General features: G+C 44.1%; 26 protein-coding genes. 20 read left to right on the top strand and 6 right to left on the bottom strand.

What is annotated here, in order from left to right:
• The first annotated feature begins 97 nt into the window (after positions 1 to 97).
• The 7 genes from A4R26_RS03045 (at position 98) to yidD (ending at position 6,158) form a co-directional block, all read left to right on the top strand.
• Positions 98 to 2,833: a BamA/OMP85 family outer membrane protein gene (locus A4R26_RS03045; RefSeq protein WP_081160046.1), complete on the top strand. Its 2,736-nt coding sequence runs from the start codon at positions 98 to 100 to the stop codon at positions 2,831 to 2,833.
• Between the two features lie 72 nt (positions 2,834 to 2,905).
• Entirely contained in the window at positions 2,906 to 3,415 is a 510-nt protein-coding gene (locus tag A4R26_RS03040; RefSeq protein WP_081160042.1) for an OmpH/Skp family outer membrane protein, read from the top strand.
• 121 nt (positions 3,416 to 3,536) lie between these two features.
• Positions 3,537 to 4,079: an OmpH/Skp family outer membrane protein gene (locus tag A4R26_RS03035; RefSeq protein WP_081160037.1), complete on the top strand. Its 543-nt coding sequence runs from the start codon at positions 3,537 to 3,539 to the stop codon at positions 4,077 to 4,079.
• Between the two features lie 130 nt (positions 4,080 to 4,209).
• Positions 4,210 to 5,067, top strand: a complete 858-nt coding sequence (murI, locus tag A4R26_RS03030) for a glutamate racemase (RefSeq protein ID WP_081160033.1) — start codon at positions 4,210 to 4,212, stop codon at positions 5,065 to 5,067.
• A 163-nt stretch (positions 5,068 to 5,230) separates the two neighbouring features.
• The gene (gene rpmH, locus A4R26_RS03025; protein ID WP_081160029.1) at positions 5,231 to 5,386 is read left to right on the top strand and encodes a 50S ribosomal protein L34; all 156 of its coding nucleotides are present in this window, start codon (positions 5,231 to 5,233) and stop codon (positions 5,384 to 5,386) included.
• A 104-nt stretch (positions 5,387 to 5,490) separates the two neighbouring features.
• Positions 5,491 to 5,883, top strand: a complete 393-nt coding sequence (locus A4R26_RS03020; protein WP_081160023.1) for a ribonuclease P protein component — start codon at positions 5,491 to 5,493, stop codon at positions 5,881 to 5,883.
• 44 nt (positions 5,884 to 5,927) lie between these two features.
• Entirely contained in the window at positions 5,928 to 6,158 is a 231-nt protein-coding gene (gene yidD, locus A4R26_RS03015; protein WP_081160019.1) for a membrane protein insertion efficiency factor YidD, read from the top strand.
• Positions 6,159 to 6,289: 131 nt separating this feature from the next.
• Here yidD and A4R26_RS03010 read toward each other — a convergent pair whose 3' ends face one another.
• A complete protein-coding gene (locus A4R26_RS03010; protein WP_133054516.1) occupies positions 6,290 to 6,898 on the bottom strand; it encodes a hypothetical protein in 609 nt (202 codons plus the stop codon).
• Between the two features lie 71 nt (positions 6,899 to 6,969).
• On the bottom strand, positions 6,970 to 7,578 hold the full coding sequence (locus A4R26_RS03005; protein ID WP_081160011.1) for a superoxide dismutase: 609 nt from the start codon (positions 7,576 to 7,578) through the stop codon (positions 6,970 to 6,972).
• Between the two features lie 187 nt (positions 7,579 to 7,765).
• Here A4R26_RS03005 and A4R26_RS03000 point away from each other — a divergent pair, with 187 nt between their 5' ends.
• The 5 genes from A4R26_RS03000 (at position 7,766) to A4R26_RS02980 (ending at position 15,437) form a co-directional block, all read left to right on the top strand.
• Positions 7,766 to 8,497 (top strand): 3-keto-disaccharide hydrolase, encoded by a 732-nt coding sequence (locus A4R26_RS03000; RefSeq protein ID WP_242674804.1) that lies wholly within the window; start codon positions 7,766 to 7,768, stop codon positions 8,495 to 8,497.
• 159 nt (positions 8,498 to 8,656) lie between these two features.
• A complete protein-coding gene (locus tag A4R26_RS02995; protein ID WP_081160007.1) occupies positions 8,657 to 9,223 on the top strand; it encodes an RNA polymerase sigma factor in 567 nt (188 codons plus the stop codon).
• 72 nt (positions 9,224 to 9,295) lie between these two features.
• Complete coding sequence (locus tag A4R26_RS02990; protein WP_081160002.1) at positions 9,296 to 10,297, top strand: FecR family protein; 1,002 nt, start codon at positions 9,296 to 9,298, stop codon at positions 10,295 to 10,297.
• Between the two features lie 254 nt (positions 10,298 to 10,551).
• Positions 10,552 to 14,001: a SusC/RagA family TonB-linked outer membrane protein gene (locus tag A4R26_RS02985; RefSeq protein WP_165760126.1), complete on the top strand. Its 3,450-nt coding sequence runs from the start codon at positions 10,552 to 10,554 to the stop codon at positions 13,999 to 14,001.
• Between the two features lie 11 nt (positions 14,002 to 14,012).
• On the top strand, positions 14,013 to 15,437 hold the full coding sequence (locus A4R26_RS02980) for a SusD/RagB family nutrient-binding outer membrane lipoprotein (RefSeq protein ID WP_081159997.1): 1,425 nt from the start codon (positions 14,013 to 14,015) through the stop codon (positions 15,435 to 15,437).
• Between the two features lie 131 nt (positions 15,438 to 15,568).
• Here A4R26_RS02980 and A4R26_RS02975 read toward each other — a convergent pair whose 3' ends face one another.
• Positions 15,569 to 16,006, bottom strand: coding sequence for a nucleoside deaminase (locus tag A4R26_RS02975; protein ID WP_081159992.1), 438 nt, complete (start codon positions 16,004 to 16,006; stop codon positions 15,569 to 15,571).
• A 155-nt stretch (positions 16,007 to 16,161) separates the two neighbouring features.
• On the opposite strand from A4R26_RS02975, the gene A4R26_RS02970 reads away from it, so the two are divergent.
• The 4 genes from A4R26_RS02970 to A4R26_RS02950 all read left to right on the top strand — a co-directional run bounded on the left by A4R26_RS02970 (position 16,162) and on the right by A4R26_RS02950 (position 20,576).
• A complete protein-coding gene (locus A4R26_RS02970) occupies positions 16,162 to 17,496 on the top strand; it encodes a GntP family permease (protein ID WP_081159988.1) in 1,335 nt (444 codons plus the stop codon).
• Between the two features lie 471 nt (positions 17,497 to 17,967).
• Positions 17,968 to 18,312: a hypothetical protein gene (locus tag A4R26_RS02965; protein ID WP_207625665.1), complete on the top strand. Its 345-nt coding sequence runs from the start codon at positions 17,968 to 17,970 to the stop codon at positions 18,310 to 18,312.
• A 216-nt stretch (positions 18,313 to 18,528) separates the two neighbouring features.
• A complete protein-coding gene (locus tag A4R26_RS02955) occupies positions 18,529 to 19,911 on the top strand; it encodes an aldehyde dehydrogenase (RefSeq protein ID WP_207625664.1) in 1,383 nt (460 codons plus the stop codon).
• Positions 19,912 to 19,985: 74 nt separating this feature from the next.
• Positions 19,986 to 20,576, top strand: coding sequence for a glutathione peroxidase (locus A4R26_RS02950; RefSeq protein ID WP_081159980.1), 591 nt, complete (start codon positions 19,986 to 19,988; stop codon positions 20,574 to 20,576).
• Positions 20,577 to 20,608: 32 nt separating this feature from the next.
• On the opposite strand, the gene A4R26_RS02945 is transcribed toward A4R26_RS02950, so the two are convergent.
• The 3 genes from A4R26_RS02945 to dusB are packed head-to-tail and all read right to left on the bottom strand — an operon-like array spanning position 20,609 to position 23,118.
• The gene (locus A4R26_RS02945) at positions 20,609 to 21,022 is read right to left on the bottom strand and encodes a DUF4870 domain-containing protein (RefSeq protein WP_081159976.1); all 414 of its coding nucleotides are present in this window, start codon (positions 21,020 to 21,022) and stop codon (positions 20,609 to 20,611) included.
• Between the two features lie 52 nt (positions 21,023 to 21,074).
• Positions 21,075 to 22,055 (bottom strand): M28 family peptidase, encoded by a 981-nt coding sequence (locus tag A4R26_RS02940; protein WP_081159972.1) that lies wholly within the window; start codon positions 22,053 to 22,055, stop codon positions 21,075 to 21,077.
• Positions 22,056 to 22,077: 22 nt separating this feature from the next.
• Positions 22,078 to 23,118: a tRNA dihydrouridine synthase DusB gene (gene dusB / locus A4R26_RS02935; RefSeq protein WP_081159968.1), complete on the bottom strand. Its 1,041-nt coding sequence runs from the start codon at positions 23,116 to 23,118 to the stop codon at positions 22,078 to 22,080.
• Between the two features lie 144 nt (positions 23,119 to 23,262).
• On the opposite strand from dusB, the gene A4R26_RS02930 reads away from it, so the two are divergent.
• From A4R26_RS02930 to A4R26_RS02915, 4 genes are read left to right on the top strand one after another with little or no spacing between them, the layout of a single operon-like run.
• Positions 23,263 to 24,168, top strand: a complete 906-nt coding sequence (locus A4R26_RS02930) for a CPBP family intramembrane glutamic endopeptidase (RefSeq protein WP_081159964.1) — start codon at positions 23,263 to 23,265, stop codon at positions 24,166 to 24,168.
• Positions 24,169 to 24,185: 17 nt separating this feature from the next.
• A complete protein-coding gene (locus tag A4R26_RS02925; protein ID WP_081159959.1) occupies positions 24,186 to 25,082 on the top strand; it encodes a phosphatidate cytidylyltransferase in 897 nt (298 codons plus the stop codon).
• Positions 25,079 to 25,711, top strand: a complete 633-nt coding sequence (locus A4R26_RS02920; protein WP_081159953.1) for a M949_RS01915 family surface polysaccharide biosynthesis protein — start codon at positions 25,079 to 25,081, stop codon at positions 25,709 to 25,711. Before A4R26_RS02925 ends, A4R26_RS02920 begins: the two co-directional genes overlap by 4 nt.
• Before the next feature lie 53 nt (positions 25,712 to 25,764).
• On the top strand, positions 25,765 to 26,421 hold the full coding sequence (locus tag A4R26_RS02915) for a phosphatidylserine decarboxylase family protein (protein ID WP_081159948.1): 657 nt from the start codon (positions 25,765 to 25,767) through the stop codon (positions 26,419 to 26,421).
• Positions 26,422 to 26,423 lie beyond the last annotated feature (2 nt).

Below are 26,423 nucleotides of genomic sequence, written 5' to 3'. Positions count from 1 at the left end.
TGGTCATGAATATTTTATGATTCCGTCGATTAGTGTCCTTTTTAACAAACCCTTTTAATAAATCCCCCTTAATTTGCTCCACTTTAAACTCCCCGGAATGCAGCGTTCGCGTACTTTTAGTATTTTTTTACTGGTATTTGCATCATTAACAGTCGGTTCACTCCGTGCCCAGGTAGTTACCGACACTGTTCCAACGTCTATTGATCCGGAATTAGAGAATATAGTTACCTCAAAAGTTCCCAAAGAATATTATATCGGTGGCATTGTTGTTACCGGTACAAAACGGTACGATCAGCAGCTGCTTATTTCCATTGCAGGCATTAATGTAGGCGATAAAGTAATGATACCGGGGGGCGATAACTTTAGCAAGGCCATCATTAACCTGTGGAACCAGCACCTGTTCTCGAACGTTCAGATCTTTTTTACCAAACTCGAAGGCAATAAATTATTTATAGAGATCCAGGTTTCAGAACGGCCGGCCCTGTCAGATTTCCATATTATAGGGGTTCGAAAAGCCGACCAGGACGAACTGAAAGGAAAGATCGGTCTGATAAAAGGCCGGGTGGTTACGGAAAACACTAAACGCACAGCCGAGGAAGCCATAAAGAAGTTCTATACCGACAAAGGTTTTCAAAGCGCCTCCGTTCGTATAGAAGAAGCTACAGACCCTGCATTGCCCAATTCAATTGTCCTGAACCTGTATGTTGAAAAAGGCCATAAAGTACGTATCGATAACGTGAGCTTTTTTGGCAACGATCAGGTAATTGAATCAAAACTGAAAAAACAGCTGAAGGGTACCAAGGAAATGACCAAGTTTACCCTCTATGCCGATACCACACAAAGCCCGTTTGGTACCAATACCAGCGGCAAGATATTGTTCAAAGATTACCTGAGAGACGCCGGCTTCTTATCGCTAACCAAAACCAAGGAGTTTCTCGATCCTTATTTCCGCTTTAAACTATTCAGCTCGGCCAAGTTCAATGAGAAGAAGTATGAAGAAGATAAGGAGAAAGTGCTGGAATACTACAACTCGCTCGGTTTCCGCGACGCTGCCATTGTAGACGAAAAAAAATATTATAACCAGAAAGGTAACCTGCGTATCGATATAAAAGTAGACGAAGGCCATCGCTACTATTTCGGTAATGTTACCTGGAAGGGAAATACCAAGTTTACCGATACGGTGCTTACCGCTATGTTAGGTATTTCGAAAGGTGATATTTATAACCTCGAGATCCTGAACAAAAAACTGGGTAAACAAATGTCGCAGGAAGGCGGCGACATCAGTAGCTATTATATGGACGACGGTTATCTGTTCTTCCGGATTGAACCGGTGGAAACCGCCGTTTACAACGATACTATCGACTTCGAGATACGTATACAGGAAGGGCCGCAGGCCACTATCAAGAACGTTACCATTTCAGGTAACGAAAAAACAAAAGAGCACGTTATCCGCCGTGAGTTGCGTACCCTGCCCGGTGAAAAATTCAGCCGTCAGGACCTCATTCGTTCACAACGTGAAATTGCACAGCTGAACTTCTTCAACCAGGAGAAGATCGGCATTAATCCCGTTCCCAATCCTGAAGACGGAACGGTGGATATACATTATAGTGTTGAAGAAAAATCTTCTGATCAGCTCGAGCTGAGCGCCGGTTGGGGCGGTGGTATCGGTTTAACCGGTACGCTGGGTGTATCGTTCAACAACTTCTCCATCAAAAATATTCTCAACAAAAAAGCATGGGACCCATTACCTACCGGTGACGGGCAAAAGCTGAGTATGCGCATACAATCGAACGGCCGCGCGTACCAGTCGTACAACTTTTCATTTACCGAGCCCTGGTTGGGTGGCAAGAAAAGGAATTCGCTCACCTTCAGCATGTATAAGAGCGTATTCCGTACCGGTGGTATCGATGCGAGCGGAAGATATTTCTTCAGCGATACCAACAGGCTGAAAAACTTCGGCGCCAGCATTTCATTGGGTAAACAATTGAAATGGCCCGATGACTTCTTTACCCTGGTATACTCACTCAGCTATACGCAATATAAATTGCAGAACTATACCCTGTTCACCCAGGATTTCAAAAACGGAACCTCAAATAACCTGAGTATTAAGGTTGCCCTTAACCGAAACTCGGCAGGCCCCAACCCGATCTTCCCGGTAAGTGGTTCAAACTTCTTACTGAGCGGTCAGTTTACGCCACCGTATTCATTATTTAAAACGAGTACTACCAACCAGGATGCCTATAAATTACCTGAGTTCCATAAATGGCGGGTGAATGCCGAATGGTTTATTCCCATCGGCCGGCCTATGGGCGCCGACAGATCGCGCCAGTTCGTACTGCGTGCTGCTGCCAAATATGGTTTTATGGGCCGCTACAACCGCGACCTCGATTACTCGCCATTTGAGCGCTTCCAGGTGGGTGATGCCGGTTTGGCAAACGGTAGCTTTATTTTGGGTTATGATATCATTGCGCATCGCGGTTATCCCGTGTATGAAAGCTCTGATCCCAAATTCAACCCCGATCAGCAAAACGCACAGCGTTTCTTTACAATATTCAACAAGTATACGCTTGAAATGCGTTATCCGTTCACAACCAATCCAAGCAGCACCATCTTTGGTATGGTTTGGTTTGAAGCCGCCAACGGTTGGTTCGATTATAAATCCTACGATCCGTTCCGCCTGCGTAGAAGCGCCGGTGTGGGTATGCGTTTCTTCCTGCCCATGTTCGGATTGCTTGGGTTTGACTATGGCGTAGGTTTCGACCGCGTTACACAGGGCGGCAGGTTACGTGATGCTACCCGCTTTACGTTCATGCTGGGTTACGAACCCGAGTAAAACCAATTGGCAACAGGCAATTGGCAAAGCATAAAAAGAATATAATACCATTTACGTATAAAACGAAACACCATGAAGAAAGTAATGTTCATTGCCTGCCTGATGGTGCTTGCCTTAGCCTCGCAGGCCCAACGATATGCAATTGTAGATACCAAATACATTCTGGATAAACTTCCTGAATATAAAGAAGCGCAAAAAAAGCTCGACCAGTTCAGCGAACAGTGGCAGAAAGAAGTTGATGGCAAACAAAGCATCCTCGACAAAATGTACAAGGATTTTGAGGCCGAACAGGTAATGTTGAGCCCTGAGTTAAAGAAAAAACGCGAAGATGAGTTGTTCGTACGCGAAAAGGAAGTGCGCGACCTTCAGCGTAAACGCTTTGGTTTTGAAGGTGATCTGTTCAAAAAACGGCAGGAGCTCGTGAAACCCATACAGGATAAGGTATACAACGCAATACAAAAGCTGGCCGTTAACCGTTCACTGGATTTTATTTTGGATAAAAGTGAAGGAATTACCGTTATCTTTGCCGACCCCAAACTAGACCGTAGCGAGGATATTTTAAAAGACCTGGGCGTTAAATAAATCCTAAGATAAAAAGGGGAAACAACCACCAAGAGGTTTTTTTCAACTTAAACTAAAAATAACCGTCCACCCACAGGCAACAGAAAACTGGCTAAGGGTGCTAAACAAAATTGAAAATTAAATGAAAAAGTTTCTTTCCGTAACGTTGTTCGCCCTGAGCCTTGTAGCCGCTGGTGAAGCAAAGGCTCAATCAAAGATCGGGTACATTAGTTCACAGGAATTAGTGAGCGTAATGCCTGAAACCAAAAAAGCCGATTCTACCCTGCAGGAACTGCGTAATGCCCTGGTTCAAAATTATACCGATAAACAGAATGCATTTTATGCAGCTGTTGAAAAATACAACAAGGATTCCGCTACTTTAACCACTGCAGTTAAAACCGTAAAAAGAAATGAACTCACTAAAATGGGTCAGGAACTGGGCAGTGAGGAAGAGCGCATTCAACAGCAATTACAACAACGCCAGCAGGAACTGCTGGGGCCCATCAACAAAAAGGCTTACGATGCGGTACAATCAGTAGCTAAAGAAAACGGTTACGGATATGTATTCGAAAAAGAGGCCCTGCTTGTAGCCCCTCCCGGCGACGATATTCTGCCGCTTGTTGCTAAGAAGCTGAGTATCAAATTGCCCACAGCAAATACACCTGCTGCAGCGCCTAAAAAATAATAAGCACAAGGAGAACAGATAAAATACTTATAAAAGCCGCTTCGTCTGGAGCGGCTTTTTCTTTACCGTTGATGATTCAATCGCGTCAAATAATCTTCCTTCTTTAGGGGGATAGGGGGTAAATTTGTTTATGGTTACAGCGCAACCCATTGGCATTTTCGATTCAGGTTATGGCGGGCTTACGGTTATGAAGGAGATCGTAAAAAGGCTACCCCAATACGATTATATCTACCTCGGCGATAATGCCCGGGCTCCCTATGGTAACCGGTCATTTGATACAGTATACCGGTATACGCTGCAGTGTGTCGAATGGTTCTTTCAACAGGGCTGCCCGCTGGTGATACTGGCCTGTAATACCGCATCGGCCAAAGCGCTACGCACCATACAACAGAACGATCTGGAGAAACTTAGTCCCGATAACCGGGTGTTGGGCGTCATACGGCCAACAACCGAGATCATCGGTAACTTTACCCGGTCGCGCAAAATAGGCATCCTCGCTACCAACGGAACGGTGCAATCGGGTTCTTACTTAATTGAGATCGAAAAGTTCTTCCCTGATATCACAGTTCACCAGGAAGCATGCCCCATGTGGGTGCCAATTGTTGAGAATAATGAGCACCAGCAACCGGGCGCCGATTATTTCGTAAAGAAGCATATAGACCATATTATGAGGGCCGATGCAGGTATAGATACTTTGCTGCTGGCCTGCACCCATTACCCGCTATTACGGGATAAAATACTACAGTTTTTGCCGGCCGGGGTTACCCTTGTGTCGCAGGGTGAAATAGTGGCCGGTAGTCTTACCGATTACCTGGGAAGGCATACTGAGCTTGAAAACCGGTGCACTAAAAACGGCGGGCGGGTATTTTATACTACCGACTCAACTGAAGACTTTGATAACCATGCAAGTATATTCTTCGGGCAACCGGTGCGTTCAAATCATGTCGATTTGGATAATAGTATTCCGGTAGTGGACCATATTTATTGAACATTTTTGTTCTTTCACGTTTCATACTTCAGTTTTCATTCTTTACCTTTGCGGTCCTTTCATCCGCTTATGGCGGGGCGGGCATGGTGGCTCGTCTGCAAAACTGGAACCTGATCCGCTTCTCCCGGATCATATTTCAAATTGTGTAAAAAAGAAATAAATTATGAAACGTACATTTCAACCGCACCGCCGTCGTCGTAAAACTGTTCACGGTTTCCGTAAGCGTATGCAAGATGCCAATGGCCGTAAGGTACTGGCAGCACGTCGTAAAAAAGGACGTAAAAAGCTGACTGTTTCCGACGAAAGAAAATTGAAATAGTCTGTTTGCCCTACCCGTATTGGGCAATGGCCGACAGTTCAAATAATTAATAGTCCCGTTTTGGTTAAACCGAGGCGGGACTATTTTATTTTTGGGTTAACCCGATGGAGAAAAAGTATACATTAAATAAAACCGAGCGGTTAAAACGCCGCAAGATCATTGAGCAGTTGTTTGGTGAAGGCAGGGCTGTTGCTGCATTTCCCATACGGGTTCAATACAAAATAGTTGATGAGTTGCTGGCGGTTCCCTTGCAGGCGGGCTTCAGTGTGAGCAGTCGTAACTTCAAAAGGGCCGTTGACCGCAACCGCATAAAGCGCCTGATGCGCGAAGCGTACCGGTTGCAAAAAGCGCCGCTGGAACAGGCTTTGCAAACAAAACAGCGAAGGCTTGCGTTATTCTTAATTTATACGGGCAAAGAGCTTCCCGAATATGCGTTGATAAAGGAAAAAACAGAGGTAGTGTTGGCGAAGCTTATACGCACCATAGCGGAAGTATAACAGCCTTTTGTTATTTGAGTAATGTTTAATCAACAGCCAGTGAAATGAAAGTATTGCTTCGCATCTTAAGTTTACCCTTTATTGCATTGATAAAATTTTATCAGTGGGTAATTTCTCCCCTCCTTGGGCCAAAGTGCCGGTTCACGCCAACCTGTTCGCAGTATTCTCTTGAAGCGTTTAGAAAGTATGGTGTATTTAAAGGGTTTTGGCTTACTGTAAAGCGGTTAAGCCGCTGCCATCCGTGGGGCGGGCATGGATATGATCCGGTGCCCTGAAATGAAGAATGAAAAATTAAAAAAGGAATACTGGCAAGTTTCAAAGTCTGTACAGCGCTTACATAAAATGAAATGTCGAATGCCTTGGTTATTACCCTTCGACATTCGACATTCAGTATTACTATTCAATCTTAATTAGTGTTCCTGCCCATTCGTATTATTAATTCATTCAATGTTTCTCTTTTTTGCTTGGCGGTATTGAATTTATAGATCTCAGGTGTTTTACCGTCTTTATCTACACTTACTGAGCCGGGAATATTGTTATATGGGTTTATCAACTGGGCGTTTGTGTTGGATGTAAGCTTTTTGATGGTTTTGGGCAGGAGGAAATAGGTTTTCTTTTCGTCGCTTGCATTCTGGCCGTTGATCAACTGCTGGGTGCTGTCGATGATTTGGTCGAGTTGTTCGTTGGTGAGTGAGGAAGGAGCGCCGCTGTTTCCAAAATTCACCATATTGCCGATGAGGGTATCGGTTTTCAGATTCAGAATGTACGTGCCACCATCGGGTGTTTCATATACATTTTCGCCTTCGGGGCTTTTTACGGTAACACCTTTATCTTTTTCAGAAAGAACGATGTCAGCTTCATTGTGTTGGGTTCCGGGGGTAAGGGTAACTGTTTTTGTAGCTTCATCAACCGCGATCTTTCCGCTGGCCATAATTTTCACTTTCTTCTGAACGCCAGGTGAACAGGCTGCAAAACACATCACGGCAAGCATCGTACTAAACAAGGTACATTTCATTGGGCTATATTTTGAAAGGTTAAAAAAAAGAATCCCGGTAAAACCGGGATTTAATATAATAGCAAAGCTTGTTATTTCGCAGCTTTTGCGAAGTTTTCGGCTACTTTGTTCCAGTTAATAGCATTCCAGATGTTTGTCAGGTACTCGGGACGACGGTTCTGATATTTCAGATAATAAGCGTGTTCCCAAACGTCGATACCTAAGATGGGTGTGCCTTTTACTTCAGCCACATCCATCAGGGGGTTGTCCTGGTTAGGAGTAGAAGTAATTTGCAGGGTGCCATTGTTGATGATCAGCCATGCCCAACCGCTTCCGAAACGCGTAGCGCCGGCGGTATTGAATTTTTCTTTAAAGCTATCGAAAGAACCAAAAACATCGTTGATGGCATCGGCCAGTGCGCCGGTGGGCTGTCCGCCGGCATTGGGGGCCAGCAATTCCCAGAAGAAAGAGTGGTTCCAGTGACCACCGCCATTATTACGAACCGCAGGGCTGATAGCGCCGGCAGATTTTAACAGTTCTTCCAGCGATTTATTTTCATTGGGAGTACCCGCAATAGCTTTGTTCAGATTGTCAACGTAAGCCTGGTGATGTTTGCCATGATGAATCTGCATCGTCAGTGCGTCAATATGCGGTTCCAGTGCATCGTGTGCATAAGGAAGCGCCGGTAGTGTAAATGCCATAACACTAAAATTTTAAATTGTTGAAGATTTATGGTTGTTCTTTCAAAAGGTAACAAAAGTACAGGTCAATGGTTGATTAACCAATTCATTCTCTTTACGAAACGGAAAATTTTGGTGCCGCCGGAGGCATTTTTTTAGTATTTTAGATATGAATAGAGGCCTGCAAATCCTTATCAAATCAATCAAAATGTTGAATACCATTACAACAAAAAAGTTGATGCTGTTTTCTGCAACCATATTATCCAGCGCATTTTTAGGGGCTTCGCACCCCGAACAGGAAAAAAACAACGTTCTCACGGCCCAGGAGCGGCAGGCCGGCTGGTTTTTATTATTTAATGGCCAAAACACCAACGGGTGGCGGGCCTATAATAACAAACCCTACGATAGCTGGGAAGTGATAAACGGACAGCTATACTGTAAATCGAAAGATGCCAAAGAGCGTGCCGACCTCATTACGGTAGATCAATACGATAATTTTGAACTGTCGATAGACTGGAAAGTGGACAAAGGCGCCAATAGCGGCATTATTTATCGCGTGGAAGAAACCGGCGGGGCCAGCTATGAAACCGGCCCTGAATACCAACTGATCGACGATGAAGGCTACTCACAGAAACTGGAGGCATGGCAAAAAAGCGGTTCCGGCTATGCCATGTATCCGCCCCTTGAGCTCGCCGCAAAACCGGCCGGCGAATACAATCACACCACCATTCTGGTAAAAGATGCACATGTTGAGCACTGGCTGAACGGAAAGAAAGTGGTGGAGTATGAGTTCTGGACCCCGGCCTGGAAGGAATTGAAAGAAAACGGTAAATGGAAAGAAGCAAAAGCATATGGTATGGCCAAAAAGGGGCATATCGCTTTACAGGACCATGGCGGGGGCATATGGTTTAAAAATATAAAGCTGCGGAAGATTAATTAGCTGATCTGATAATTCGATATTCCCGACAAAAGTCGGAACGGGTAGTGATAATGAAATACTGGTTGTATTGTATGCTTACGCGTGAGCTTTGTGTTTACAGGATGGCCATTAATTGAATAGTTATCAAATTATCGAATCATCACATTATCACATTCGGCAATGAATGAACTTATTTCAAATAGGAACGATAACAGCGAAGAGCACGCTTTGGAACTCCTCTTTGCCGATCTTTTTAAAAAACACGAATACAGGCTGCATACCCTTGTATTGAAGCTTACGCGTTCTGATCAATATGCAAGGGATATCATTCAGGAAGTGTTTTTGAAATTATGGGAGAACCGGTTTCAGCTACAGTCTATTCACAATATAGAAGCCTGGTTATACCGGCTTACAGAAAATAAGGTGATAGATTTTTTACGCAAAGCGGCAGCCGACAGCCGGTTGAAAGAAGCCATCTGGAAAAATCAACCCGAACAATTAAACGAAACCGAAGAAAAGGTGTCGGCGCGTGAATACAACCAGATCATTCACAAAGCGGTGGATCAGTTACCCCCTCAGCGCAAGCTCATCTACTTTCTGAATCGCGAAAAAGGCCTCAACTATCAGGAAATAGCCGATCACCTGGCTATTTCAAAGCATACTGTCAAGAATCAGTTGTCAACCGCATTGCAATCCATACGGTTATTCCTGCTTAAAAGCGCGCGTTTCTTAATGCCGTTTTTCTAAAAAAAATTTTACTCCCGAATAGGAACCTGCTTCGGTTGCTTCGTCTAACATTAATAGGACAACCATTTTTCAATGGAAGAAAGGATCAAATATTTATTCAGGCAATACCTGAACAATAGCTGTACGAGAAAGGAATTTGACGAATTCTTTTCCTACATCAACGAAGCCGGCCATAATGAACTGATAAGGGAACTGATCAAAAAAGCATACGAGGAAACGGGCCATTCAGACCCATCATCCCTTACCTATGTAAATGAAAGTGGCCGCCTGGTGTTAACGGAGCCTGCCTGGCATGGTCAACAGGTAGCCGGCGTAAGACCACAAAAACGAAGCCCCCGGTTAGTTGTTGCAACGGCCTGCGTTGCAATGGTGATTGCAGGTTTTGGCTGGTTTATGTTCAGCACAGTTCAACAAAAACAGAAAAATAAAAAACAGCCATTAGCCGCAAATGTCACCGGCCGTTCGGAGAACAAATACATGTTGTTGCCCGATAGTACCCAGGTATGGCTGAATGCCGCCAGTACGCTGGAGTATCCACAAACATTTGGTACAGATAAAAGAGAGGTTTTTCTTACGGGCGAAGCATATTTCGATGTAAAGCATGCCGATAAACAACCCTTTCTTATTCATTCGGGAAAGGTGACCATCAGGGTGCTTGGCACTGCATTCAATATCAAAGCATATCCGGACAGGGAAAATGTCGTAGTATCTGTAAGCCGCGGTAAAGTACAGGTGAACTATGATGAAAAGGAAGTGGCCACGCTGATACAGGGACAACAGATTAAAGTTATAGATGCAAATAAACCGGTAGTACAAAAGAATATCACCGCTACAGAGGCGGCGCCCTGGCAGCAGGGGAACCTGGTTTATGATGATGAACGCATTAGTGATATTGTTGCCGACCTCGAAAGAATATATGATGTAACCATCAGGATACAAAATAAAACACTGGCCGGCGAACGCATATCGACGTCATTCCGGCGGGAGATAGGCATCGGGCGGGCATTACAGGTGCTTTGCAATTTGACCGACACCCGGTTAAAGCTGGTGAACGATATGTATGTGATTGAATAAATTAAATAATACCAAAACACAACTGCAATGAATACAACAACATATTCACCCCCATAATTATTGGAAAAAAAGAGAACCGCCCCAGTTGCGACCTGGAAGCGGTTCGGCGTGTTTAAAATAATCCTGTTCAAAGAATTACTTAAAAACAATTCAAAGCTATGAATTTGTATGTAAAAACGTACAGGCATAGTACGTTATGCATTTCTGGTGCATATCAACCCGGGCATTTGCTTTTGAAAAACAAAGCACTTATCATGAGAATTTCCATCCTGGCCATATTACTCACTTTTAGCAGTCTTCTGATGGCGCGGTCGGGGAGCGGCCAGGATCTGAACAAGATCATGATCTCTCTCGATCTTAAAAATGCTTCCCTTAAGCAGGCGCTCAAAAAAATAGAATCCCTTACGCAACTGGCGTTCACTTACCGTACGGCAGATGTGGTCAATGTAGATCATATCAACTACCATGCAACCAACGCATCGGTAATGCAGGTGCTGGAAGAGCTGCTGCAACATACAGGTTTGAGATACGATCAGCTTAACAGCAACATCGTCATTAAGAAGATCAAAAAAAGCGAACAGGTTGCGGATGTGAGTATTGCTGAAGAATTTCCTTTCGATGGAGGCATACGAGGCCGGGTAACTGATGAAACCGGTTCGCCGTTGCCCAATGCATCCATCGTTTTAATAGGCACCGATAAGGGAACCGCTGCCGACAATAAAGGTGAGTTTGTAATAACAGGAGTAAAAGCGGGCAATTATCGCCTGCAAATTTCAGCTGTGGGTTTTCAAACAATGATAAAAGACGTAGTTGTAAAAGACGACGCAGTGACCGACGTGAGCTTTGAGCTAACTGCCGGCAATAATAAACTAGATGAGGTAGTGGTAACCGCCCTGGGCATCAAACGGGAAAAGCGGTCGTTGGGTTATTCTACCCAGGAAATAAAAGGGGAAGACCTTTCTAACACCAAACAAACCAATGTAGTGAATGCCATGCGGGGTAAAGTGGCCGGTGTGCAAATCAACAGCGGCGGCGGTGCGCCGGGACAGGGAACGAGGATCATTATCCGCGGTATAAAATCCCTTTCACCTACCAAGGACAATCAGCCTTTGTTTGTGATAGATGGCATTTTGATCGACAACAGTACAATAACGGCAGGTGATGCAGGCGCCATCCGCGGATTATCGAACCGGGCATCCGATATAAATCCCGATGACATTGAATCCATGTCGATCCTCAAAGGCGGGGCAGCAACTGCCTTGTATGGCCAGGCCGGTTCAAATGGTGTAGTGGTGATCACCACCAAACAAGCCAAAGCCGGTAAAATGCGGGTTAATTTTTCGACAACCTATGGTATAGATGAAGTAAATAAATTTCCAAAAGTTCAAAAGAAGTTTACCCAGGGATATGTTGGCGCCACTTCTTTTGTGCCCGAATACGACCCTAAAAGTTTCTGGCCAAGCTGGGGGCCTACTGTAGAAGAGGCAAAAGCCATTGACCCAACCCATCCTGAAGGTATTTATCATCATTATAAACAAGGGTTTAAATCAGGCAACCAGTTTCGCACCAGCATTAATTTGTCGGGTGGTACAGAGAAGGCATTGCTTACTTCTTCGGTTTCTTACTTTAAACAGAATGGCGTTCTGCCTAATTCAGATTATAAGAACATTTCTGCCCGGCTGGGCGGACAGTTCAGGTTCAGTGATAAATTAAGGTTCAACCCCGGGTTATATTTTATCAATTCAGGCGGTTACCGCGTAAATGCCGACCGTTATAATGAAAGTTTAACTTATTGGTCGCCCCGGTGGAATGTAATGGATTATATAAAACCCGATGGTACACAAAATGCCTATGGTAATGATAATCCGGTATATGGTACCGCTACCAACCGCTTTAAAGATAATGTGAACCGTATCATTGGTAATGTGGCTTTCACTTACTCTCCTTTACAGTGGCTCGACCTCGATTATAAGTTCGGAATGGATTATTATTCTGATTTTCGCCGCCATGCCGCCCCGGGTCCTAAAGGACTGCCCGGAGAACAGGTTTTTGGCGATAATAACCTCGGTTTTGTGAATGAGTATCGCATTGGCAACCGCATTCTGAACTCAAACGTAATGCTCAGTTTTAAAAAGGAATGGTTTGAAAAACTGAATACTGTGTTGCGTGTGGGTAACGAAGTGCGTGACCGGAAAACCAGCCGTTTGACCGCTACCGGTAGCGAGCTGGATATTCCCGATCTTTTAACGTTGAACAATGCGAAAGTGCGGAGCGCCAATCAGTTTGAAGAAAGATATCGTATCGTAAGCGCTTATGGCGATCTTACCCTCGGCTGGAAAAATTATTTATTCCTGAGTTTAACAGGCCGGAATGAATGGTCCTCTGCGCTGGCCATAGCAAACCGCTCATTCTTTTATCCTTCTGCCAGTTTATCCTATGTATTCTCCGATCATATTGTGCTGCCGGGCTGGTTGAATTTCGGCAAGGCGCGAGTATCGGTAGCAGAAGTAGGTAAGGATACCGACCCTTACGAGATCAATACGTATTACGGTTCGAGTGTAATTACCTCAACCGGTCAGCTTACATGGACGCGCAGCGATATAGCAGGCGACCCTACATTGAAACCTGAACGTACCTCCACCATTGAAGCAGGGGTTGAATTGAAATTGTTCGATCGTATTGGTATTGATTTCAGTTGGTATAAATTAAACAGCCGCGACCAGATCATTCCCGTAAGCCTGTCGCCTACCACCGGCTTTACCGGTTTTATTCTCAATGCCGGTGAACTGGAGAATAAGGGTATTGAACTGGTGATAACTGCAACCCCGCTTAAAACAAAGGATTTTACCTGGAACACTACCCTGAATTTTACCCGTAACAAGAACAGGGTAGTAAGCATACGGGAAGGAATTACTGAAATTGTAGTAGGCAGCCATTTTGGTTATTCAAGTTCGACCGCCACTTTTAAATATGTGCCTGGCTCTGCGGTAGGCGATATGTACGGCACCTCTTATCAACGATACTATGGTTCAAAAACCGATGATGGCGTTACCGTTGATAATAGTCTGCCGATCGTTATCGCAACTTCAGGAAGTAATGCTGGTTTTCCGCTGCGCGATACCAAACAACGTGTATTAGGCAATTCGCAACCAAACTGGTTAGGGGGTATTACCAATACTTTTACCTGGAAAGATCTTTCCCTGTCGTTTTTATGGGAAACCCAACAGGGGCTCGAACGCTATAACCAACTGGGTAATTTTATGAGTGCATTCGGAATTGCCAAATATACCGAGAACAGAACGGAAACCATTGTCTTCAATGGAGTTCTGCCGGATGGCACGCCCAATACACAGGCTGTTTACCTCGGCATGGGAAAAGTGAACGGCACCGGCCGTGATTACGGCCAGGGCTTTTACCGCAATGTGCATCGCGGGGTAACGGAGAATTTTATTGAAGACGCCAGTTGGGTACGTTTGCGTAACGTGAGCCTCGGATACTCAGTTCCCACAAAATTCTTTAAAGGAACGCCTATACAGGGCATTACGGTTTCCTTCACCGGTAATAATCTTTTGTTGTTTACCAATTACAGCGGGTACGATCCTGAAAGCAGCAGCACCAATGCAGGAAGTAACGCCGATGGTTTTTCTGGCTTTACCTATCCGCAGCTCAGATCGTATTTGTTTAGTGTAAACCTTAACTTTTAAATCGGAGCAACATGCGAAACCTATTATATACTACCGCCATAATTTTATTTGCCGTTACAGCTACAGGTTGTAAGAAATACCTTGATATAAATACCAGCCCCAACCAGCCTACACAGGCAACCATAAACGGGTTGCTCACCCGCGGCACATTGAACACTGCGCTGAATGTGTACCGGGTATCGACCAACGTTACGTCATATTATGTGCAATACCTGGCATCTTCCAATACCGCATCGCCGTTGGATACCTATGACGATGTGGATATAAGTACTACCTGGACCAATTTGTACGATAATATGACGGATATATACGACCTGGAAAAACTGGCTGCAGAAAAAGGAGCCACACAATACCAGGGGGTAGCCAAAATATTAATGGCCATGAACCTGCAGTATATTCACAGCCTGTGGGGCGATGCGCCGTACAATGCTGCGTTTTCAGCCGAAACCCTTACGCCGTCATACGATAATGCACAGTCTGTTTTTCAAACCTGCATCAAACTGCTCGATGACGGTATAAGTTTGTTAGGGCAAACCGGCTCAACCATTACGATACCAACTTCAGCAACCAATAATCCTGATCTTGTTCACAAAGGAGCAACTGCGGCATGGGTTCGTACGGCGCATGCATTAAAGGCGCGCCTGCTGAACCAGTTGAGCAAAACCAGCCAGTATAATACCGCGAATATTTTTGCCGAGCTGAGCGTTGCTTATACTTCCACAGCACACGATGCTTTTATTACCACATTCGATGTGCGTAATCCCTGGAACCAGGTGGCGTTGAATAACCGTAACCTGTTGCTCGACGGCTGGTTATCGGAGCAGTTTATCGATGCTATGAATGGAAAGACCTATGGGATTTTCGATCCGCGGCTGCCGCTTATGACCGATACCACAAAGTACGGTGATTACCGTGGCACGCCAAACGGAAAAGGACGTTCGGGATCGGGTGTAAGTTTTGAAGAAACATATATCAATTTGACCGGTTATTATTCCAGTACTAATTCGCCATTGTTTATTGTAACATATGAAGAGTTGAAGTTTATTGAAGCAGAGGCGGCATTCAGATCGAACGATAAATTAAGGGCTTACGACGCGTACCTGGAAGGGATAAAGGCGAATATGAATAAAATGGGAGTGTCAGTTGCCAGTCGCGATGCGTATGTTAGCCATGCATCCGTTTCGGTAGGATCGGCTAATATAACCCTCGATCTTATCTTCAAAGAAAAATACAAAGCGCTGTTCCTGAATCCTGAAACATGGAATGATGCCCGCAGGTATAATTACCAGTATAAAGATTTCGAATTACCCCTGAACCGGGTAGTGAACAATTATATCCGCCGTATGGTATATCCCAGCATCGAGATCAGCCGTAATGGGGCCAATGTGCCGCCGAATGTAACCGATGTTACGCAAAATCTTTGGTGGGATCAGTAAGAGAATAAACTTTTTTGCGGCAGGGGCACATGAGTAAATTGAGCCAACCATTCAATTACCGGAGAGGTGGTATCCGGAAGCACTGAAGGATTTGTAATAATTCTTCACCGCTTCCGGATCTTATTTTGGCGTTATCGTTTGCTGCGGAAAAAATTTTTCATCAGTTCGGCACATTCATCTTTCAAAATGCCTTTTGTGACCTCGGTTTTGGGATGGAACGGCCAGTTGGGCTCCGTGATGCGTTTATGGCCGTTCTTTTCATCATCGGCGCCCCAGATGATCTTGCCGATCTTACTCCAGTATAACGCGCCGGCGCACATGAGGCAGGGTTCTACCGTAACATAAATAGATGCATCGGGCAAATATTTACTGCCCAGATAATTGAAAGCGGAAGTGAGGGCTATGATCTCAGCATGAGCCGTAGGGTCGTTCAACCGTTCAACCTGGTTATGGCCCCGGGCAATTACCCGGTTATTCATAGCAACCACCGCGCCTACCGGCACTTCACCGTCTTCATACGCTCTTTGCGCTTCTTTCAGTGCCTGTTGCATAAAATATTCGTCGTTCATAATATATTCTGAATTTCTTTCTAATCAGGTTTCAACGCGTTAAGGTACAGAATTGCCGGCAGATGTTACATGTGAGGGAAGCCCATAAAATTTAAACCCTTGCCAATAGTAGCAGGTTTGTTATCTTAGTTGAACATCATACTAACGGTTGACCTATGACAACATCCTTTGTACAGGTAATGCTTTTTTTGGCGCTGGGTATTGGCATTATTATTCTGCTTACTGCCGTATTTCGCATACATGCTTTTTTTGCTTTGTTAATTGCCTGTTTTGTTGTGGGATTGGGCGTACAAATGCCTGTAGCAACGATCATCAATGTAACCAAACAGGGCTTTGGCCACATTATGCAGTCGCTGGGCTTTATAATTGTATTAGGTACCACGCTCGGAGTTACACTGGAGCATACGGGCAGCACCCGGGTAATGGCCAACTGGATATTAAAGCGAATTGGCGAGAAGAAAGCGCCGCTGGCAATGAGCATTACCGGGTTTATTGTTGGTCTTCCCATTTTTTGCGATTCAGGATATATTGTGCTTAACGGTCTCAACAAGTCGTTAAGCAGGCGAACAGGTATTTCAATGATCATTATGTCAACCTCGCTGGCAACCGGATTGTATTCGGTGCACTGTTTAATTCCCCCCCATCCCGGAGCAGCTGCTGCGGCCGGTACTATCGGTGTTGATTACGGCAGGCTGATATTGATAGGTATTGTAGTGGCCATTCCTGCTATGTTGGTGGGTTACGCATGGGCACGTTATGCCGGAAAGAAATTTCCAACTGATGGGCCGGCTGAAGCGGCAGTTGAAATGCCTTCAAAGACCGCTCCTTCAGTGATCAGTTCCTTTCTTCCGGTGATAGTACCTATTATTCTGATTGGCATAAAGTCTTTTCTTACCATTGAAGCAGGCGAAACAATACCGGCATGGATGCAACTTTTTTTAATAACCGGCGATCCGGTGATCGCGCTCACTATCGGTGTTGTGCTGGCATTGGTTGCAATTCGTTCCTGGAAGAAGGGTGATATAGGTAAGCTGCTGCAGGAGGCTGCAGAAAAGGCTGGTGGTATATTGGTTATTATCGGGGCGGGCGGCGCCTTCGGGGCAATACTGGCAGCCACCCAGGTAGGCGGGCACGTAAGCAAAGCATTTAATTTACAGGCATTGGGTATTTTTTTTCCTTTTATGTTAACGGCTGTACTTAAGACGGCACAGGGGTCTTCTACTGTTGCAATAATTACCGCGTCGTCTATCATTCTGCCATTACTGCCTTCATTGGGTTTGCAAAGCGAAACAGGAAAGTTGCTGGCAGTATTGTCAATGGGTGCCGGCTCAATGACCATCTCACATGCAAATGATGCCTACTTCTGGGTAATATCAAAATTCAGCGGGCTTGAAATGAAACCCATGTTGCAGGTGTATACCGTTGCAACGCTATTGATGGGCCTGGTTACATTATTAGTAGTGTTCCTTTTGTCATTGATATATGTTTAAATAAATGCATTGTAAAGCTTTCTATTTTAGGCGGAAGAAATTGTAAAAAAATACTAAAATATTTGGGAAACCGAAAGGAATGAAATATCTTAGTGCTGTGAATGAAGGTAGCGATAACCGTTACTACAGCAAGGTCCTTACATACATATCTCCAAACTACATTGGCTCCGGAAACCGAACACCGAACACATAAACGCCATCATCAGGGTAATTTGCTTTAATTGTTTCTTGGCATTAAAGGTTATTTATTGTTGAATAGCTACAACTGAGTTACTGCCATTTATCTGTTATTGTATTATGCTATATGGCGTAAAGGAAAGTTATTGCTGTTACTTATAATTGTTAAATGCTGCATTGGGATGCCGCTATGCTATGTCATGGCCAGGGAAAATATGATATGGCGCCAACAAAAGGTCCGTTGCCCGTGAATTGCAAAAAGCATTCGAAATATAAACCTGAAAAAACATTTTTATGAGAACGAGTAACCATCACCCGCAGTGGCATAATCAGCCATTACGTTTAACTGAAGAAGAAAGAAAAAATCCGCTGTTGGTACTTAAAGATTTTTTTGAGTGTTATCATTTAAACGATGTTCGTGACATTAACTGGAATTGGCTGGTAGAAGTTTTATCCAGTTCCGGTAGCATTTCCAGTGAGGCTATTGAGCGAAACAATCATATTTTCTTCTATGAAAAGCTGGAGGCGCTTATTGAAGCCTGTTATTTAATAATAAAAGCCCCCGAACTTTTAAAAAATCTTGAACTGGCAACCCCGGCTATAGCGGTACCGGCGGGCCAAATAATCTGTACTCTATAATACTGCGAAAGAGGCAGTTCCAAACCAACATGGGCAATGTAAAAGAACCAGTGCCTGCATTGCGTTCTTTAAGTTCATTGCTCATGTTTTGTTTTGCGTATATGCCGTTTGCAACAGAAAATTTGTTTCGGCGCCTTATTTTCCTGATAACGTTATCTACTTCGATTGAAATTTGTAACTTACCAATACAAATTATTCCCGGCAAATAGCATACATATGAACCCTGAGATGATGCAGCAGAAACTGCAGCGATTGCGGGCCTTTTATGAAAGCGGTGCAACGCGAACGCTGGCATACCGCATACAGCAATTGCAATTGCTGAAAAAAGCCATATTGCAATATGAACAATCATTATATAATGCATTACATGGCGATCTGAAAAGAAGCCCGGAAGAAAGCTGGGTAACCGAGCTTGGAGTAGTCATGGCGGAAATAAATCTGGCATTACGCAGCCTGCCAACGTGGATGAAACGGAAAAAGGTGAAGACCAACCTGGTAAACCTGCCTTCATCAAGTTACATAATCAGCGAACCATTGGGCGTTGTATTAATCATTAGTCCGTGGAATTATCCGTTACAATTATTGTTAGCCCCGTTGATAGGGGCAATTGCTGCCGGCAATTGTGTAGTATTGAAACCGTCTGAGCTGGCGCCTGCGACGGCCGGGGTAATGGGTGCTCTGATAAAAGAATTATTTTCGGAAGAATATGTTCTTTACGCAGAAGGGGATGGTGCACAGGTGGTGCCTGAATTGATGAATAGTTTCCGGTTCAATCATGTTTTTTACACTGGCAGCACGGCCGTTGGTAAAAGTATTTATCAAATGGCTGCCGCACAATTAACGCCGGTTACACTGGAGCTTGGTGGAAAAAGCCCGTGTGTGGTAGAGCGTGATGCCAATATCACGGTTGCTGCCCGCCGGATAATTGTAACTAAATTTTCCAATGCCGGCCAAATGTGCATCGCACCTGATTATCTATTGGTGCATGCTTCAAAAAAGGATGAGCTGATCAATGCCTTAAAGGAATCGATTCGGGCTTTTTATACAACTGCTCCTGCAAACAGTTACAACTATGGCAAAATAATTAATGAAAGGCAGTTTCGCCGGCTTGCCGGTTATTTAACACAGGGTACAATTGTACATGGCGGCCATACCGACATCGGCGAATTATACATTGAGCCAACGATCATTGAAAATGTTTCACCCGATGCGCCGGTGATGAAAGAAGAGATATTTGGTCCCATTTTGCCGGTGATCACCTTTAATACACTGGAAGAAGCCAAAAAAACTATTGAGAACAATCCCGATCCATTGGCTTTTTACTTATATACAGCCGACGCTGAAAGGGAAAAGGAATGGTTGCAGGCTATTCCTTTTGGCGGAGGATGTATAAACAATTCAAGCTGGCATTTTACCAACCATCATTTGCCTTTTGGCGGGCGTGGTAACAGTGGCATTGGCAAATATCATGGCAAATACAGTTTTGATGTGTTTAGCCATGAGAAGGCAATAATGAAAACCCCTGTGTGGTTCGATCCTGATATTAAATACCCTCCATTTAAAGGCCGGCTGCGGCTTTTTAAGTGGATTATCAGATAAGAATTATAACAGGCAATACCGGTACCTTTGCGCAGGTTACAGCCAAAAAGCGTTAAAGTGTAATAAATATTTTTATGACAGGCCGACAAAGAATACTGAAGATCGTTTATCCTTTATGGATCGTATTTACCAAATTGTTAGGTAAGAATACCCAAGTACTGACAAATACCAGGAATGTTCGGCCTATACAATCCATCTATGATCTTAGTGTGCCTTTGAACAATGGGAATGTTTTACAGTTGAATACCTATAAAGGCAAAAAATTATTGCTGGTTAATACCGCCAGCAACTGCGGATATACCAACCAGTATGACGATTTGCAAAAGCTGTATCAGCAGTTTGATGATCAGTTAGAGATCATTGCGTTTCCCGCAAATGATTTTAAAGAACAGGAAAAAGGAAGTGATAGCGATATCGCACAGTTTTGCAAGATAAATTTCGGTGTAACCTTTCCCCTGGCTAAAAAAAGTGTGGTAGTTAAGTCGGCAGGTCAAAACAACATCTTTGGGTGGCTCACCAGTAAATCAAAAAACGGCTGGAATGAAAAAGCGCCTTCCTGGAATTTCTCAAAATATCTCATCGATGAACAGGGTTCACTTACTCATTATTTTGATCCTTCCGTTTCGCCGTTGAGCGATGAATTGGTAAAAGCGGTAAAAAAATAAGGGGTACGCTACTACCCCTTACAAAAATTTTATTATTTAACGAATTTGATCGAGAACGGATATTTATAAGGCTCTCCGTTATTGGCTTTTATTCCTGCAATTACGGCAAGTATAATGGCTACAAGGCTAATAATGCCGAGGATGCTAAGTAACCCGAAACCGCCACCGACAAACGCAAAGGGGCTTCCCCAAAGTACCCCGATGCCGAAAACTGCGCCAACTATAATTCCTAAAATAACGCGTGCAATAAGATAAATGATCAAAATAGTTAATTGAAAGTTCACCGCTTCCTTACCGTGCGGGTCAATTTCGGGTAATTCGTTCTTTTTTATTTGCCATACAATCAGCGGTGCCAATACCGCACCCGGCCACCATAATAAGCCAGCTAAAGCAGATAAATGACAAAGCATTGACCAGGTGCGTACATTTTGATCGCGAGTAGTCATGATAATGGTTTTTGGTAAGATAAGAAAGATTGACCAATGTATAAACTCCCTTTTATTGTACCGCCTCAGGCCGGTCTAACAGCGAAGCAACTGCGGTTATCATGGTACAAACCTGGTAGTAAAAACGCTTATTCACCTTATCGAACGTATCACCGGGACGGTGGTAGTCTGCATGATCTTCTACGCCAAAATACAAATAGGGGATATTGTGTTGGTGAAAGGGAAAATGGTCCGATTGATTGGTCCAGTCGTGTATGCCCGGCTTTTCCCCGTCGTGCCCAAACCGGATATTTACGGGCGTGAACGCTTGTACACTGTCGACATACTTTTTTAAAAAAGGATAATGATAAATGCCGGTAGCATAGATCTCGTTGCTATCGTTTCGGCTGATCATATCCATATTCACATTCAACCCGATAGCGTTTAATGGTACAGGGCAATTTGCAACAAAATATTTTGACCCTACGAGGCCTTTTTCTTCGGCATCGAAAGAAACCAGTATCAGCGAATGTTTTGGCGGGTGTTGTTTAAAGTATGCAGCCATTGCGAGGAGGGCTGCTGTTCCTGAGGCATTGTCATCGGCTCCGTAATAAATATCCCCGTTACGCGTACCAAGGTGATCGTAATGGGCGGTGATGGCAATATAATTATCTGCGAATTGGGAGCCTTTGATAACCCCGATGATGTTAGTGCCCTGCCGGTTATCATTACCAAAAGGAAAAGGCTGTAACCAGGAATCGCCGATTTTTTCAATTTTGAGCGAGTCGAAAATTTTTACAATGTATTCGCGCGCCAGTTGGTTACCCGGCGTTGCCGTTTCTCTTCCTTCCATTGCTGCGGATGAGAGATAAGCAAGGTGTTTGATGAGTGCTGCGCTATCGATATTGTTAAGCACGTCTGTTTTTGCCGCATTCTTTTTCTTTTCCGTTGTGGGCGGGCATCCTGTAAGCAATACCAGGCCGGCGGCAATTGCCATTATTGCAATTGCTGCCAGCGTAATTTTTTTTGCCCGGGACATATATAAATACATCATATGCGGAAAATTAAAATGCCGGTTAACAGGCACAGGCAGGCAGCTGATCTTCCTGAATTGGAATCACCTGTCTTTCCAACACGATGCCATTGAATTTTTCTTTAACCTCATTCAGAATGTCGTCCACTTCCGCAATCGTTTTTACGGTTACCAGCCGGTTACGGTATTCTTTAACGTGAGGCAGTCCTTTAAGATAATTGGAATAGTGGCGTCGCATTTCGAGAATTCCTACTATTTCCCCTTTCCATTCAATTGATTTATGGGCATGGGTGCGGCATACTTCAACGCGTTCATCGATGGTTGGGAGGGGAAGCATTTCACCGGTTTGTACATAATGTTTGATCTCCCTGAAGATCCAGGGATAGCCGATAGCTGCCCGGCCAATCATAATTCCATCTACACCATACCGGTTTTTATATTCAAGCGCTTTTTGGGGCGAATCGATATCGCCGTTACCAAAAACCGGGATTTGAATTCGTGGATTGTTCTTTACCGCGGCTATCAATGACCAGTCGGCCTCGCCTTTATACAACTGGGCCCGGGTACGGCCGTGAATGGTAAGCGCTTTAATACCAACATCCTGCAGGCGTTCAGCTACTTCTTCAATGTTCTTGCTGTTATCGTCCCAGCCAAGCCTTGTTTTAACGGTAACCGGTAATGAGGTTGATTTTACCACTGCGGCGGTCAATCGCACCATGGCGTCAATATCCTTTAAAACGGCAGCCCCGGCGCCCTTGCTTACCACTTTTTTTACCGGGCAGCCAAAATTGATATCGACCAGGTCGGGTTGAACGGTATCTACTATCCTGGCACTCAAAGCCATAGCTTCTTCATCGCCGCCGAATATCTGAATACCAAAAGGACGTTCAAATTCGTTAAAGTCGAGTTTTTGTTTGCTTTTAATGGCATCGCGAATAAGTCCTTCACTGGAAATGAATTCGCTGTACATGAGGTCGGCCCCGTTCTGTTTGCAAACAAAACGGAATGGTGGATCGCTGACATCCTCCATAGGAGCTAAAAGAAGTGGGAAATCAGGGAGCGATATGTTAGCGATTTGTACCATTTTTATTGAATATTAATGAAATGCGCTGTGCCCGACCTGATGTTACATATAATTTGAAAGCAAATCACAACACCTTATCTTGCACCCTTTACAAGGATTTGCGCGGCAGCAAATTTACACACTAATCTTTGTTTTTACCAGCCTATGAGAGGTCATTTACATTTAGAATCACCCTGGCGTCAACTCGGATTGTTCACCGGACTGTTCTGTTTGTCGTTTCTTTTCACAATATTCTTATCGTTAATAATTTACAACGTTAATGGTATTGAAAAGATCGACTGGGCCAACAGCCGGATGATCGGTGTAGCCAAAATGGTACAGGCCATTTCTTCAGTGCTGCTATTTATTTTACCCGTTTACTTATTTGCCCGTTTCACTTTTTCCGGTAATTATGGCTATCATTTAGGTTTCAAAAAGGCCGGGAAATCGAACATGTATGTGTTGGCGATCGTGGGTATTTTTCTGGCCTTGCCATTTGTATTCTGGCTGGGCGATCTCAACCAGCACATCCCTTTGCCTGAAAATTTAATAAAGATGGAAGAAGAATCTTCCCATCAAATGGCGGCTTTTTTAAAACTGAGAGGCCCGCTTGATATTGTTATCAATGTTTTCATCATAGCCCTGCTGCCTGCCGTTTGCGAAGAATTATTCTTTAGAAGCGGTTTGCAAAGGATCATCATTCAAATTACCCGCAATCCCTGGGCAGGTATTGTTTTAACATCCGTACTTTTTTCCGCCTTACATATGCAGTTCATGGGATTTTTGCCCCGGATGTTTCTGGGTATTGTGCTGGGCGCTTTTTACTGGTTCAGCGGTAGCATATATACAAGCATGATCGCGCATTTTGTAAATAATGCAGTGCAGGTGATCGGTGCTTCCTATGCGCCGAAGTATATTGAAAAAAATCCTGAAACGCCGGTGCTGGCTGCTATTGTAAGTGGAATAACTGTTTGGGCTATACTGTGGTATTTTCAAAAACAATCTACCGTCACCTGGTCAAAAGTGTATAATACCGATGAACTGAACGGCAACGATCAGTTCTTAGCCTAAAATATTTGTTTTTGTCTATGGCGCTCAATGTACAGACATTTAAAACCAGATCGCTTACCGCCGTGGTATTTGTAGTAGTTATGCTTACGGGACTGCTATGGAGCCACTGGAGCTTTTTTATATTGTTCAGTATAATTCATTTTGGCTGCTGGACTGAATACCAGAAACTGATCGGGTTAATCGATCCTGACTATAACACTATTACTCCGTTTCATAAGTATGGTGTGAAACTGGCAGGCTGGTGCATCATGCTTTATTTTACCGGCGACCAGATCGCACTGTTTGGTATGCATTTGCATGAAATAGGCTGGTGGCTGGGGTTATTGTTCTTTTTTATTTTACCGATAGTGGAATTGTTATTCGCCCGGGAAATAAAGCCAAAAAATATCGCCTACTCGGCGTTGGGCCTGCTTTATATTTCCGTGGCCTGGGGCCTGATGATGAGCCTGCGCAGTTCATTCATTCCTCCGATAAAAGACAGTTTATCGCTATCGCCCGATAGCTGGGGTAAAGTGATACCCATTGGGCTAATATGTTCTATCTGGATCAATGATACCATGGCATATATCGTTGGCTCACTGATCGGCAAAACACCTTTTTCAAAGATCTCACCCAAAAAAACATGGGAAGGAACTGTAGGCGGAGCAATACTTTGTATTGTGGTTATAGCGTTATTGGGATATTTTACAGCCCCGGCTAACGGATATCATGTAATGCACTGGATCGCCATTGCCGCAATTGCAGCGGTTGTTGGAACAGTGGGTGACCTGCTGGAAAGTAAATTGAAACGTGTTGCCGATGTAAAAGACAGCGGCCATATTATGCCAGGCCATGGTGGGTTTTTAGACCGGTTCGATTCATTACTGTTAGCAATTCCGTTCGTTTGGTTATATATTCAACTGGCACTAAAATGAAATTCCAACTACTGATCATTATCCTTTTAACTTCATTATTAAGCTGTACCGCATCACCCAATGAAACAACGGTACCCATGCTGGAATTCAAGTCAAGCATGATCAATAAGAAATTGTACAAAGGCCAGATCAAAGAAGGCAAAAGATGGAAAGATAACCGGGGTGAGAACATTGTAATACTTACCCAAACCGGCGTTTACTGGGCAAGTGTGTACGATGCCACGCGGGGGGCAAAACTATTTGCCTATCATTTTATAAAAACCACCGACAATACGTTTAAAGAGATCTGGAAAATAAGCGAAGTAGTTGATGATTGCGCTTTTGATGTACGGTGCGATTTTTTCAGCAATTCCCTTACCGTAACCGACCTCGATGCCGATGGAATAGCCGAAGTGGGATTTGCATTGGTTAAGGGTTGCCGGCTTGAAAAGGCGCCTGACGAAAAGAAACTGGTGTTTTATGAGGGCAAGGACCTGTATATGATAACCGGAACCACCTCTATAGTAAAAGGATCCCAAAAGCTGGGTGGCGATAAGAATATGGAAAAGTTTGATGAAGCGCCCGATGCATTTCTTGAATTTGCCAACAGGCAATGGAATAAATATGGGGTTGTCAAAGCCGCCAAATAAAGAATATCGTGATGCAATACTATTTTGTAATTTTAACCCCTTAAAATTTTTAAATGACCATTCATAAAGAAGGCTATAAAAGTATATTGATCAGCGCTATCCTGTTTGCTGTTATTAACGTGGCATCTTTTAATTTCCTTAGTTTTCATATGGCCTGGTTAAGCTGGCTGATCTTTATAGCTACGCTGATATTGTTGTTGTTCATTATTTCTTTCTTCAGGGTACCCCGCCGTAAGCTGATGCTGGGCAGCAACCTGGTTATTGCTCCTGCCGATGGAAAAGTGGTTGTAATTGAAGAAGTGTACGACGAAGAATATTTTAAAGATAAAAGACTGCAGGTTTCTATTTTTATGAGCCCGGCAAACGTGCACCAGAACCGTACTCCGGTTACGGGCGAAGTAGTGTACAATCAATACCATAAAGGAAAATACCTGGTGGCATGGCATCCCAAGTCATCTACTGAAAATGAACGTCACTCTGTGGTGATCAGGCATCCGAAAGCGGAGATTCTGGTAAAACAAATTGCCGGCGCCCTGGCCAAAAGAATTGTGAACTACCTGAGTGTTGGACAAAAAGTTGAGCAATGCGCCGAAATGGGGTTTATTAAGTTCGGCAGCCGGGTAGATGTATTGTTGCCGCTGGATGCGAAAGTGAGTGTGAAACTGAACGAAGTGGTACAAGGTGGTGTTACCGTGCTGGCAGGATTATAGTA

The organism is Niastella populi, assembly GCF_002078015.1.
GTDB lineage: Bacteria > Bacteroidota > Bacteroidia > Chitinophagales > Chitinophagaceae > Niastella > Niastella populi.
This window is presented reverse-complemented; position numbering and strand designations above follow the sequence as displayed.

Excerpts from the sequence above, each read along its gene's own strand:
- A4R26_RS02995 (WP_081160007.1), top strand. The coding sequence starts at position 8,657 with ATGAATGAACTTATTTCAAATAGGAACGATAACAGCGAAGAGCACGCT.
- A4R26_RS03045 (WP_081160046.1), top strand. The coding sequence starts at position 98 with ATGCAGCGTTCGCGTACTTTTAGTATTTTTTTACTGGTATTTGCATCA.
- A4R26_RS02930 (WP_081159964.1), top strand. The coding sequence starts at position 23,263 with ATGAGAGGTCATTTACATTTAGAATCACCCTGGCGTCAACTCGGATTG.
- A4R26_RS02985 (WP_165760126.1), top strand. The coding sequence starts at position 10,552 with ATGAGAATTTCCATCCTGGCCATATTACTCACTTTTAGCAGTCTTCTG.
- murI (WP_081160033.1), top strand. The coding sequence starts at position 4,210 with ATGGTTACAGCGCAACCCATTGGCATTTTCGATTCAGGTTATGGCGGG.
- A4R26_RS02965 (WP_207625665.1), top strand. The coding sequence starts at position 17,968 with ATGAGAACGAGTAACCATCACCCGCAGTGGCATAATCAGCCATTACGT.
- A4R26_RS02925 (WP_081159959.1), top strand. The coding sequence starts at position 24,186 with ATGGCGCTCAATGTACAGACATTTAAAACCAGATCGCTTACCGCCGTG.
- A4R26_RS02990 (WP_081160002.1), top strand. The coding sequence starts at position 9,296 with ATGGAAGAAAGGATCAAATATTTATTCAGGCAATACCTGAACAATAGC.
- yidD (WP_081160019.1), top strand. The coding sequence starts at position 5,928 with ATGAAAGTATTGCTTCGCATCTTAAGTTTACCCTTTATTGCATTGATA.
- A4R26_RS02955 (WP_207625664.1), top strand. The coding sequence starts at position 18,529 with ATGAACCCTGAGATGATGCAGCAGAAACTGCAGCGATTGCGGGCCTTT.
- dusB (WP_081159968.1), bottom strand. The coding sequence starts at position 23,118 with ATGGTACAAATCGCTAACATATCGCTCCCTGATTTCCCACTTCTTTTA.
- A4R26_RS03035 (WP_081160037.1), top strand. The coding sequence starts at position 3,537 with ATGAAAAAGTTTCTTTCCGTAACGTTGTTCGCCCTGAGCCTTGTAGCC.
- A4R26_RS02970 (WP_081159988.1), top strand. The coding sequence starts at position 16,162 with ATGACAACATCCTTTGTACAGGTAATGCTTTTTTTGGCGCTGGGTATT.
- A4R26_RS03010 (WP_133054516.1), bottom strand. The coding sequence starts at position 6,898 with ATGAAATGTACCTTGTTTAGTACGATGCTTGCCGTGATGTGTTTTGCA.
- A4R26_RS02940 (WP_081159972.1), bottom strand. The coding sequence starts at position 22,055 with ATGATGTATTTATATATGTCCCGGGCAAAAAAAATTACGCTGGCAGCA.
- A4R26_RS02945 (WP_081159976.1), bottom strand. The coding sequence starts at position 21,022 with ATGACTACTCGCGATCAAAATGTACGCACCTGGTCAATGCTTTGTCAT.
- A4R26_RS03020 (WP_081160023.1), top strand. The coding sequence starts at position 5,491 with ATGGAGAAAAAGTATACATTAAATAAAACCGAGCGGTTAAAACGCCGC.
- A4R26_RS02980 (WP_081159997.1), top strand. The coding sequence starts at position 14,013 with ATGCGAAACCTATTATATACTACCGCCATAATTTTATTTGCCGTTACA.
- A4R26_RS02975 (WP_081159992.1), bottom strand. The coding sequence starts at position 16,006 with ATGAACGACGAATATTTTATGCAACAGGCACTGAAAGAAGCGCAAAGA.
- A4R26_RS02920 (WP_081159953.1), top strand. The coding sequence starts at position 25,079 with ATGAAATTCCAACTACTGATCATTATCCTTTTAACTTCATTATTAAGC.
- A4R26_RS03005 (WP_081160011.1), bottom strand. The coding sequence starts at position 7,578 with ATGGCATTTACACTACCGGCGCTTCCTTATGCACACGATGCACTGGAA.
- A4R26_RS03000 (WP_242674804.1), top strand. The coding sequence starts at position 7,766 with ATGTTGAATACCATTACAACAAAAAAGTTGATGCTGTTTTCTGCAACC.
- rpmH (WP_081160029.1), top strand. The coding sequence starts at position 5,231 with ATGAAACGTACATTTCAACCGCACCGCCGTCGTCGTAAAACTGTTCAC.
- A4R26_RS03040 (WP_081160042.1), top strand. The coding sequence starts at position 2,906 with ATGAAGAAAGTAATGTTCATTGCCTGCCTGATGGTGCTTGCCTTAGCC.
- A4R26_RS02950 (WP_081159980.1), top strand. The coding sequence starts at position 19,986 with ATGACAGGCCGACAAAGAATACTGAAGATCGTTTATCCTTTATGGATC.
- A4R26_RS02915 (WP_081159948.1), top strand. The coding sequence starts at position 25,765 with ATGACCATTCATAAAGAAGGCTATAAAAGTATATTGATCAGCGCTATC.